The sequence below is a fragment of the Gardnerella sp. DNF01204 genome (genome assembly GCF_049244145.1).
GTDB lineage: Bacteria > Actinomycetota > Actinomycetes > Actinomycetales > Bifidobacteriaceae > Bifidobacterium > Bifidobacterium vaginale.
The window spans coordinates 744,680-756,205 of the sequence record NZ_CP058379.1 but is presented as its reverse complement, the minus strand read 5'-3'; the positions used below and the strand labels follow the sequence as shown (position 1 = coordinate 756,205).

Here is an 11,526-nt window from a genome sequence, read left to right as displayed (position 1 = left end):
TATGTTTAAGAAAATCTTATGTAATAATCTTAGGTCAATGTCTTAAGCCCAAGACTCTTATTACACTATACGACACACATTTTACAGACTATTTTTTTCTTCTTTTGTCTCTTCTTTTGGTTTTAAAATTATTCGTTTTTTCGCTACCATTTTCCTTGGATTTGCATAAGTCCTGTCTCTTCGTTTTAAACCCCATTGAATACACAAATTGTCACAATGATCTGATCCAACTGTTACGTAACCAAAAAATTGACCTTTTCTAACAACTGTTCCAACAGGTAAATCTGTATATGCTGGCTCAAATGTGGAAGACAAAACTCCATGTTTGATTGTTACAACAGATTTTCCAGCCACAAGTCCAGCAAAATTTATTATTCCATCTGATGGAGCATATAGCTCAGTTCCTTCCTCTGCTCGCAAATCAACTCCTCTATGACCAGCGAGCCATGGCTTTGCTGGAGTATCAAAATCTTTAATAATATTTACATTTTTTACTGGCCATACCATCCTTGATTTACAATTTGTAGTTTCTTCTAGTGTTGAAGCTGTTGAAGCCTGACTAACTGTATTCGCGACTATTTTTTGATTTTTACCTACAAAAGATTTTTCTATGCAACCAGAGTCAAATGAAGACACACTATAATCAGTTTGATTCGATTGCAAATATTCATACTCAATACTTTTGTTTATTGTAGGATTTATGCAACTATGAATAATCAACATGATTACAATCAGAATCATAAAAATCAGTATTCTAACAAACTGTGATTTTTGTTTTAATATAAATTTTTTGACTTTTAAGATTCTGGGCTTAAGCATTTTTAAATCAAATATTTTTCTCATGATATTTTATTTTTCTCCTTTCATAAATCAAATTTGTTTTATGCTTCAACAGCGAAAATCTGCATTATTTAAAGGTTTTTACTTATATTTGAAAGTTTTTCACAAAATTCTTTTTTTAGGAACACTTTTTTATCAATGTGGTTAAAGCATGCAAATCATTGGTATTCCAACGATTACGAGTTTTCGACACGCCCAAACACGCTATATTTGCATATTATAAAATTCCGTGTAATATAAATGTCTTGTGCACGGCACACAGCCAAGCACAGAGGATATTCCTGCGTAGCTCAGTTGGCAGAGCGTTCGACTGTTAATCGAATGGTCGCTGGTTCAAGCCCAGCCGCAGGAGCCAAGAAAACCACCAGCGAACCTGGTGGTTTTTTGTTTTGAATTTATTTGAATATTGTATTCTAATGAATCGCAAATAATATTGCTTGTCCTGCAAATCATCAAAAATGCTACAAACTACAAGGATCACGTACTTAGTTTGGCGTAAACTACAAGTGTTGTTTTGCAAAAAGCAATTCTTGGCGAAGATTGATAAAAACAGAGGATGATACATGTTAGAAAACATCTCCGAAGCCACAAATAATGGCCATAAAAAGAAGATGATAATTCTCGTTGCTGGCGTCATTGTATTAGCTTTAGTATTAGGCGTTGGTGGTATTTGCTGGAGCATTCAGCACTCGTCTCGTATGAAAGAAGCTAGAAAACAGTGCGAAATTAAGGTTGCACAAGTTAGCAAAGCAAGCCAGTCATGGAAAAAACTTACTAAAAATTCTCTTCTTATCTCTTTTGCTCAAGATAACTCAGAAAATGGCAAATTACTTGCTAAGCTTTTGAAGCAGCGTTTGCCAGAAACAGTTGTATGCAATGCTAATTCTCCAGAAGAGTTAGGGTCTCAGGGAGCTCAAGCTATAGCTGCAACTCAATGGTATTCTGACAATGCTCAGCGTATTCGTGGAGTGACTTCTGCAATGATTGATAAGCTTTCTGCAGCATCTACAGATACTACAGCGAATGCACAGGAGAAGCAGAAGGCTGAAGAAAGCCAGAAGGAACTGCAGAAGATTACTGCTCCTGTTATTCGTATAGCTCCTAAGGTAAAGCGTAAGCCGAATATTATTATTCAAAATATTCCTCCTACTCAAGAAGAAAAAGTTCAAGCAGATAACGCCATGCAGAAAAAGATTGAAGAAGCAAAGCGTCAAGCTGACGAACAAGCTGCTAAAGCTAAAGCAAACGCAAAGGCTGATGCAGAAAAGAGACGTTTAGAATTAGAAAGAAGAAAGCGAATTAGGGATGCTGCCGAAAATCTACAGAAGCAGCTAGAAGAACAAGCTAAGAAGCAAGCTGAAGAACAAGCTAGGAAGCAGACGGAAGAGGAAGAGAAAAAGAAGGAAGAAGAAAGAAAGCAGACGGAAGAGGAAGAGAAAAAGAAGGAACAGCCAGATCCTAAAATTTCTAACGACGGAGACAAATAATAACCTCTGTTAATCAATAAAAAAATGCGCTCAGCAAATCACTGAGCGCATTTTTTATATTCTAATCACTTTGTTAAATCAACTTGATCTAACGGAATAACCTTAGTGTGGTACTTAATCTTGTATCCAACATAAAGCACAATGAACAGCGGCACAGACATATAAGTTATGCCGATTGCTTGCCAATTAAGCGTGTGGAACGATTCAAGATCTTGACCAACAATAACCAAAATGCACAATACAAGAGCCACAATAGGACCGAATGGATACCACTTAGCTTTATAAACAAGATCGTCCAAAGACTTTCCTTGAGCAATATACGCTTTGCGGAACCTGTAGTGCGCAGCTGCGATTCCTGCCCATGCAATAAATCCAGTCAAACCACTTGCAGCAACTAAGAACATGTAAATTTGAGTTCCAAAAATACTCATCAAGAATGTTAAAAGAGCTACAACAAACGTTGCAACCAAAGATTGCATTGGAACACCTCTTCTATCTACGTTTCCAAACATCTTTGGAGCGTGATTATCTTTTGCGAGGGCGTAAAGCATTCTAGTAGAAGCATACATTCCAGAGTTTGCTGCCGAAATAACAGATGTAAGCACAACGGCATTCATGATTGTGGCTGCAATCGCCAATCCTGCGCGCTGGAATACAAGAGTGAATGGGCTTATAGAAATATCGCTAGCTTCCGATCCAAGCAAACTTGGGCTTGTGTATGGAATGATGCATGCGATTACAAAAATTGCAAGAATGTAGAACAAAACAATACGCCAGAACACTTGCTTTACAGCCTTTGGAATGCTCTTATCTGGTGTTGCAGATTCACCTGCTGTAATGCCAATAAGCTCTGTTCCCTGGAACGAGAATCCTGCAATAGCAAACGCACCTAAAACAGCTGGGATTCCGCCAGCAAATGGAGCATTCTTATGAGTAAAGTTGCTTAACAATGGTGCTTTTCCGCCTAAAATTCCAACAATCGTAAGCAAACCAATAGCAAGGAATATAATAACTGTTACAACTTTAATAATCGAAAGCCAATACTCGGTTTCTCCAAAGCACTTAACAGTAAGAATATTAATCAAAAGAATAATAACAAGAACTGTTAGCGAAAACACCCATATTGGCACATTAGGAAGCCAATATTGCAAAACGATTGCTGCAGTGCTTATATCTACAGCAACCGTGATTGCCCAGTTAAACCAATAATTCCAACCCATTGCAAATCCTAAAGCTGGATCAATAAACTTTCCAGAATAAGATGCAAAAGACCCGCTAATTGGCATATATGTTGCCATCTCTCCTAGAGATGTCATAAGAAAATAAACCATGATGCCGATTGCAGCATACGCTAAAAGCGCTCCCCCTGGGCCTGCCATGTGGATTGTTGCGCCACTAGCTACAAATAAGCCTGTTCCGATGCTTCCACCCAAAGCAATCATGGAAATATGGCGTGTTTTTAGACCGCGATGAACGGTTTGAGATTCAGTAGTTGATGAACTGTTGTTATTCATTGTTTCCTCCTTTTGACAATATTCAAACAGAGGTAAACAGGCAACAGTATGCATGTCGATAGCACTCCGCAGCAAATTGCCAAAATTGCTGCGACAGTCCTTGGCTTATTAAGCCAAGTCCCAGCTTGTAAGCTAGAAAGAATAACCTACAAACTTCGGCGCTCTCCCCTTTTGCAAATCACTTAACGCCTCTTTCTGGCTAATGATTGCTACTCTTGTTGAGCGCGACCTCTGGTCGATGTGTTTCATTATTGAGATAGGCAAAGACAAACTCTAGACACTAACCGATATTTATTCAGATTAGACTATATTTTCTATTTATTTTGATTATTTTTTTCTGTATTTTTTATGGCTTTATCGGAAATTTTACGACTATATGCATTATGTCTGCGATATTTACTTATTTTTATTGGCGATTTGCGGTTCATTGCACCAAAAAGCGTTAAATCAAACTTTACAGACATTAATCGCATCGCAACTACTAGCACAACAATAAGAGTATCTAAAATCATCTCTGTAATAACGTCAAAACATCCTGCACGTTGTGCTTTTACAACAAATACCGTCAAAACACACCCAACTGCAGCAGGAAGCGCATACCAATGCTTATCTCGAACAATTACAGGAACTTGATTCAAAACCATATCTCGAATTAATCCACCACCAAGAGCTGTAGCCATGCCTAAAAACACAGACGCCATTCCAGACATGTGAAAATCCAAGCCTTTAGCGGTACCATTTACAGCAAAAAGCCCCAATGCTAAAGCGTCAAGAGTTAACATAAGCCATTTCCACTCATCAATTTCTAGATGAGCGAAAGCAACAATAACACCCGAAGCAAGACCAGTAAAAACAAATCCCCTATCTGCAATTCCAACTGGCGGCAAAGCTCCAAGCAGAACGTCTCTAACAATTCCGCCACCCAATGCTGTAAGCCATGACGTTGTGATTATTGCAAAGATATCATAATTCTTGCGAATAGCCCACATTCCGCCAACCATTCCGCAGCAACCCATAGCAATGTATTCAACAACAAGGAAGAAAATGTTATCTCCTAAAGCCCCTTCCACAATATTTCCTTTCCAAGGTTAGTTAAACACTTAAAAAACAAAATCCGCCTAATAAGCCTATAACCAATTAAGCATACAATTAGCGCGCCACCTTTTATAAGATATAAAAAATGACGCGCCAAATACTAAAAACTCTAACGGATTTAAAACGACTTTTAAATAGCTCTTAAACAGCTTTTAACTAGTCGCACACCTTCCACATCCAGTTGTGAGTATCTTCAACATCTCCAAGCTGAATACCAAGCAATTCATCACGCAAAGCCTGAGTCAACTCACCAACTCCACCATCAGCAACCTTAAGATCGAAGTCATCTGACTTAAAGCGACCAATAGGCGTAATAATCGCAGCAGTTCCGCAGGCAAAGACTTCAGTGACCTCACCAGAGCGAATATCGTCAAGCAATCCCTGAAGTGGAATCATAGTTTCAACAACCTTGTGACCCGCTTCTTCTGCAAGCTGAATAATAGAACGACGTGTAACACCTGGAAGAATGCTACCAGTAAGAGATGGAGTTTCCAAATGACCATCCTTGTGCAAAACAAACACGTTCATTCCACCAAGCTCTTCCAAATAGGTCTTAGTTGCTGCATCAACGAAGCAAACCTGTTCGCAACCGTGTTCAATACCCTTGTATTCACCGAGCAAGGAAGCCGCATAATTTCCACCACACTTAGCAAAACCAGTACCACCAGGGCCAGTGCGGAACCACTGATCTTCAACCCAAATACTAACTGGCTTCAAGCCACCTTTAAAATATGGTCCTGACGGAGAAGCAATAACACAATATTCAACCTCATGAGCTTCTCGCACACCTAGGAACGGCTCGGAAGCAAACATGAACGGACGCATATAAAGAGTATATTCGCGTCGGCTTGGAACCCACTCTTTATCTCGCTTAACTAAGGCTGCAACAGATCCAATAAAATCGTCGATAGAAAGATCTGGCAAATACAAACGCTTCGCAGAATTCTGGAATCGTGCCGCATTAATATCTGGACGGAAAAGCCAGATGGATCCATCAGTTCGCTTGTATGCTTTTAAACCTTCAAAGCATTCTTGGGCATAATGCAACACAGAAGCACCTGGATCCATTTTTAATGGCCCATAAGGCTCAACACGTCTATCCGACCAGCCTTCTCCCTTGGTCCAAGACATATGGACCATATTGTCGGAGAAAATCTGACCAAAAGCAGGCTTATCAATCAGCTCTGCTCGCTTTGCATCCGAAACAGGATTATCGTTAGGCAAAACAGTAAAATTGCCAGCAAGTTTGTTCAACAGATCAGAATCACTATGATCGTAAGAATCATAGGCATTTTTAAAGTCTGGAGCAACCTCTAAATCAGCCATTATGTCTCTTTTCCTAATTTGCGATATTACTTGTATTTTTATTATTGCTTTTATTGCAATTAATGGTATAGATTAGTACGATTCTCGATTAACGCAAGACTGTAAACAGATATTTTTATAGAAAAAAGACTAATTAAACCAAAAATCTTACGAATTGCAACAAAAAATTAACATTAAATACGTAAAAAATAAACTCGCAGCGTAACATTTGTGCCTCTGGTGGGACTCGAACCCACAAGCCCGTAAGGGCGTCAGATTTTAAGTCTGATGCGTATGCCAATTCCGCCACGGAGGCAACAGACAATTATTATGCCATATAATACAATTAAAAACAACTCAGCGTGTGGCGAGAATTCTACGACCCAAATCTAACGTGATTCCATCTAGTAAACCATGCTCACTAGCAACAAAAGTATCTAGAACTCCACCATGGTCTTCATACGCCGCTTTTGCAAGTCGTTCAAGTACACGACTCAACACAACTGCACCTCCACCAACAACATCAATTCTTCCAGGATGAATAGTGGCATAAGTACGTCTACGTTCTCTTGTCATATGCAAGAACCTGTCATTAACTGTATACGCCTGATCCAACGCGATTTTTACTCCATCAACAGCCTTATGGTCATAATGCTTTAATCCAATAGCAAGGGCTGCCATAGTTGTAACAGTGCCAGAAACACCAATAATCGTGCGAGCTTTACCAGCGTTAACATGCTTAAAAGCTTCGTCTATATTTTTGTCAATATCTTTTATAGCACAAGAAATTTCTTCTTCTGTTGGAGGGTCTGTATGCAAGTGTCTCTCAGTCATTCTAACGGAACCAATATTCATTGAATACGCGGAATCCACTTTATCTTCCGCAATATTCACGCCGTCTCCACCAAGAACAATCTCAGTAGACCCACCACCTAAATCTACAACAACATAAGGGGCTTGCAAATCTTTTCTAGAAACAACACTTGTTGCTCCCAAAAAGCTCAAAGCAGCTTCTTCTGTTCCGCTAATAACTTCAGGGCGTACGCCAAGCTCATCAAACATCATCTGTTCAAAAATGTCTCTATTTAGCGCATCCCTAGTTGCAGATGTTGCTACAAAACGAATAGCATCTATTTTGTGTTCGCTAAGCACTTTTGCAAATTCTTTGGCAGCAGATTTAACTCTCTGCAAGGCATCTTCAGCAAACATATGCGTTTCATCAATTCCCTGACCAAGTCTTACAACTCTAAGCATTCTAGGAACAACATCGCGCATACCATTAGCATTAACTTTTGCAATTTTTAATCTAATCGAATTCGTGCCACAGTCAATTGCAGCTACGCAAACCGATTTATTAGTTCCAATGATTGTATTGGTGCTAAAAGATTTTGTATTTAATAATTTCTCAGTTTCAATTTCATTAGCATCATCACTCCAAGGAGTAGTGCACTTACAAACATTAGGGTCAAATTCATTTTTTACCTTGCTTAACACCATATCGCCAATAGGATTCACACCTTTGCCCATTACAAGACTTTGCGCAAGCAAGGCATGCAAACACTTAACACGAACAGGCATACCCCCAGCACTCATATCTTTAATATGCTCTTCACTATCTTCTAATCGAATAGCTAATTCGTGACGAAACTCTAAATAGTATTTATGTGCCTGCTCATATTTTTTAGCAACATCATTGTCATTATTCAATAAATTGTTGCATTCCTTCATAAAACCTTGTGCTTCAAGATGCGAAGCTGCTTTAACCGCTTCTGGACTTGTTAAGTAGCATGTAGTTGGAAAAGGAGTTCCATCTTCTAAGCATGGTCTTGTAATAACAGCAAGAGGACGTCCACAAGCGCATCTAGCTCCAACTGCAACCATGCCCCTAGGGAATCTTCCCAATTGACGTTTAACAATGTCTTTATCTGCATCACTTGCAGGGTTTTCCAACAAACTATCCACTAAGGATTGTATATTCAAATCCATGTTTTTAACTCCCCTATGCATTTGCATGATTTTAAAATAAAGTACTTTAATATTTTCTTACTACTGTCTACTTGTATTACTCTGTTTCTTATCTGTAGATTTTGACGATTTATTTTTCTGATGCTCATTTTGCTGGCGACTTTTATCCATTTTATTATGCTTATAAGTCTTATCTTTATTAGAATCGTTAACGTCATCGTTTTGAGATTTCATACTCATATCATCTGGCTTATCTGCTTTATGAAGAGAATAGAACAAATCACTATACCAAGGAAGAGCTTTTCTTTCTTCATACTGTGATTCATCTTTATTAAATGATTTTGGCACAACTCCTGTAACAGCTTCTGGGTGTTCAACTCTAACAGCCTGCTCTCCAGGGAATATGAATCCTAGCCTATCCCTAGCTTGTGCAGTAACATACGCTTTATCTTTCCAACGATCAATATTATTATCCAACTCCTGTTTTTTGTCTTTTAGAGCAGACTCATCTCTTTGCAAAGCGTGTAATTCAGCCAAGCTTAACGCATAATTTCGAATTGTTGAAACAAATTCTATAGAACAAAGAAACGCCACTACTATCATAAAAACAAATACGAACGAACCAGAAAACAGCCTTTTTTTCTTTGGCTGATTTGATTCATCAACTGTACTTGTTGCCGTGCGGCGATTTCTCAAAACCATACTTCTAAGTTACTTTAAATATTCGACGTGTAAATACACCTTATATTTACTTTTAGCCTAAAAAATCATTATTACACAATATGAACAAAATACACGCCAAAATACAAAAATTGTGACCAGCTATCCATATATAGGAGCTGGTCACAAAATCATACTCAAAATTCTTTTAAAACTTAGATTCCCAACTATTCCATTTGAGCCTTGCTCAAAATCGTATCTGCAGAATGCTGCAACTTTTGCAACTCTTCTTCAGTCAAATCAAGCTTGCACTGCTCAATAATGCCATCTCGACCAACAATCGCTGGATAAGAAAGATAAGAATGATATTCTTCACGATAATTGGATACAGGCATCTGTTCTCTAGAATCCGTCATTACAGCATTCACTAAACGAACAGCTGCTGCAGCAATACCGTAGTTGGTATATTTCTTTCCATAGAACACAGTGAAACCGCCTTCGCGAGTTTCATCATCAACAGCATCCAAGTCAATGTTCTTTTCCTCAGCAGGATCAGTAATTGGCTGCTCTAACACTTTTACCGTAGACCATGCAACGAACTGTGAATCGCCGTGCTCACCTAAACTATAACCCTTAACTGCCTTAGGATGAACTCCGAAGAACTTTCCTACAGCACGATGCAAACGGGCAGAATCAAGAAGAGTGCCAGTACCAATAACTCTTTCGTATGGAAGTCCAGTAGCTTCCTTGTAGAGCTGGCAAATAGCATCACAAGGATTAGTGATATCTATCAAAACGCCATGGAATCCAGAAGCTTTAATTTTTGCACCAACTTCTGCAACCTCTTTACGGTTATACTTAAGCTCCGCAAAACGATCTGGATGAGGAACATCCAAAAGTTTTATATGACCCAAGGCGCTTACGATTACTTCTACGTCTTTTAATGCTTCATAATCATTTACTGTAATATTAACGTTAAAAGGCACATTATCCATTGAATCTTCAAAATCAAGAGCATCAGCCTTAACTTTTGCTTCATTTGAATCATAAAGATACAAATCGTCAACGTGACCACCAATAATGAGCTGATGGGCTACTGCAGCACCAACATTACCCATGCCTATAACAGCGACTTTTCTCATATGAAACATCTCCTTCTGTTTTTAGTTTTTCATAAAAATAGCACTATTCTGGAGATAATGAAAGTAATTTTAGAAAAATTTTTTTAAAATTTTAAGAAATCATTGAAAATATACAAAAACGGCCAGCCGCATTTTATTGCGACTGACCGAAAATAAACTTCAGCTCAAAGCTTAAAAAGCTTAAACAAGTCTTATGAAGAACTTATAAAAGCCCTAGTATATTACTTCATATACTTCTTGCAAGCCTTGAATGCGCTGTAACCAGCGTACTGAGCGGTAGAGCCAAGCTCTTCCTCAATCTCAAGCAAGCGGTTGTACTTAGCGATACGCTCACCACGAGCAGGAGCACCAGTCTTAATCTGACCAGTGTTCTTAGCAACAGCAAGATCAGAAATGGTTGTATCTGGGGTTTCACCAGAGCGGTGGGAAACCATAGAAGTAAAGCCATTCTTGGTTGCAAGCTCAATAGCGTCGAGGGTTTCGGTAACGGAACCAATCTGGTTCAACTTTACGAGCAAGGAATTAGCTGCTCCAAGCTCAATACCCTTAGCCAAACGCTTTGGATTGGTGACGAGCAAGTCATCGCCAACGAACTGCAAACGATCACCAAGACGCTTGGTGATTGCTGCCCAATCATCCCAGCCTTCTTCCTGGAATGGATCTTCGATGGAAACGATTGGATACTCGTTGATGAGCTTCTCGTAGTAATCAAGCATGTAAGCAGATTCGCGCTCTTCGCCGTCGAAACGATACTTGCCAGTTTCCTTGTTGTAGAACTCAGAAGAAGCAACATCGAGGGAAATACCAATCTGCTTTCCTGGCTCGTAACCTGCAGCTTCGATTGCATCCATGATGTACTTCAATGAATCTTCGTTGGACTTCATCTTTGGAGCGAAGCCACCTTCGTCACCAAGACCAGTAGCCAAGCCTTCCTTCTTCAAAACGTTCTTTAAGGTGTGATAAACCTCAACACCAGCGCGCAAAGCATCGCTGTAAGTTGCGAAACCGTATGGAGAAATCATGTATTCCTGAATATCAGTTGCAAAATCAGCGTGAGCGCCACCGTTCATGATGTTCATGTTTGGAACTGGAAGAATATGTCCGTTAGTTCCGCCGATGTAACGATACAATGGAAGCTCTGCAGATTCAGCAGCTGCATAAAGAGCAGCAAGAGAAACGCCAAGAATAGCATTTGCGCCAAGCTTACCCTTGTTTGGAGTGCCATCAAGCTCAATCATGGTTTCATCAAGAGCACGCTGGTCAGAGGCATCCATGCCAATAACCTTTGGAGCAATTACTTCATTAACAGCCTTAACTGCTTCCAAAGTACCCTTGCCCTGATAACGGGACTTGTCGCCATCACGACGCTCCCAAGCCTCAGCCTCACCAGTCGAAGCACCAGAAGGCACTAAGCCAATACCCTGAGCGCCATCTTCGGTCTCCAAATAAACCTGAACGGTAGGATTTCCACGAGAATCCAAAATTTCGCGTGCATATACGCTTTCAATAGCTGCCACA

General features: G+C 39.5%; 9 protein-coding genes, 2 tRNA genes and 1 riboswitch. Of the genes, 2 read left to right on the top strand and 9 right to left on the bottom strand.

Going from position 1 to position 11,526, the window contains the following annotated elements; genetic code table 11:
* Positions 1-81: 81 nt before the first annotated feature.
* Complete coding sequence (locus tag HXT46_RS02875) at positions 82-843, bottom strand: M23 family metallopeptidase (RefSeq protein WP_004111802.1); 762 nt, start codon at positions 841-843, stop codon at positions 82-84.
* A gap of 276 nt (positions 844-1,119) precedes the next feature.
* Here HXT46_RS02875 and HXT46_RS02870 point away from each other — a divergent pair.
* Both HXT46_RS02870 and HXT46_RS02865 read left to right on the top strand, forming a co-directional pair.
* A tRNA-Asn gene (locus HXT46_RS02870) sits at positions 1,120-1,195 on the top strand.
* 208 nt (positions 1,196-1,403) lie between these two features.
* Complete coding sequence (locus HXT46_RS02865; protein ID WP_421786278.1) at positions 1,404-2,327, top strand: hypothetical protein; 924 nt, start codon at positions 1,404-1,406, stop codon at positions 2,325-2,327.
* A 65-nt stretch (positions 2,328-2,392) separates the two neighbouring features.
* Here the strand turns inward: HXT46_RS02865 and HXT46_RS02860 are convergent, their stop codons facing one another.
* The 8 genes from HXT46_RS02860 to eno form a co-directional block, all read right to left on the bottom strand.
* Complete coding sequence (locus tag HXT46_RS02860) at positions 2,393-3,841, bottom strand: amino acid permease (RefSeq protein ID WP_004138348.1); 1,449 nt, start codon at positions 3,839-3,841, stop codon at positions 2,393-2,395.
* Positions 3,842-3,892: 51 nt separating this feature from the next.
* Positions 3,893-4,084: riboswitch (Lysine riboswitch) on the bottom strand.
* Between the two features lie 71 nt (positions 4,085-4,155).
* On the bottom strand, positions 4,156-4,911 hold the full coding sequence (locus tag HXT46_RS02855) for a trimeric intracellular cation channel family protein (protein ID WP_004111813.1): 756 nt from the start codon (positions 4,909-4,911) through the stop codon (positions 4,156-4,158).
* Between the two features lie 181 nt (positions 4,912-5,092).
* Positions 5,093-6,262 carry a branched-chain amino acid aminotransferase gene (locus HXT46_RS02850; protein ID WP_004111815.1) on the bottom strand — a complete coding sequence of 390 codons (1,170 nt, stop codon included), beginning with the start codon at positions 6,260-6,262 and terminating at the stop codon, positions 5,093-5,095.
* 211 nt (positions 6,263-6,473) lie between these two features.
* Positions 6,474-6,557, bottom strand: a tRNA-Leu gene (locus HXT46_RS02845).
* A 41-nt stretch (positions 6,558-6,598) separates the two neighbouring features.
* Entirely contained in the window at positions 6,599-8,227 is a 1,629-nt protein-coding gene (locus tag HXT46_RS02840; RefSeq protein ID WP_162861361.1) for a DUF501 domain-containing protein, read from the bottom strand.
* Between the two features lie 60 nt (positions 8,228-8,287).
* Positions 8,288-8,908, bottom strand: coding sequence for an FtsB family cell division protein (locus tag HXT46_RS02835; protein WP_174190611.1), 621 nt, complete (start codon positions 8,906-8,908; stop codon positions 8,288-8,290).
* Between the two features lie 185 nt (positions 8,909-9,093).
* Complete coding sequence (locus tag HXT46_RS02830) at positions 9,094-10,008, bottom strand: L-lactate dehydrogenase (protein WP_009994092.1); 915 nt, start codon at positions 10,006-10,008, stop codon at positions 9,094-9,096.
* 221 nt (positions 10,009-10,229) lie between these two features.
* Positions 10,230-11,525 carry a phosphopyruvate hydratase gene (gene eno, locus HXT46_RS02825; protein WP_004111823.1) on the bottom strand — a complete coding sequence of 432 codons (1,296 nt, stop codon included), beginning with the start codon at positions 11,523-11,525 and terminating at the stop codon, positions 10,230-10,232.
* Position 11,526: the final 1 nt, after the last annotated feature.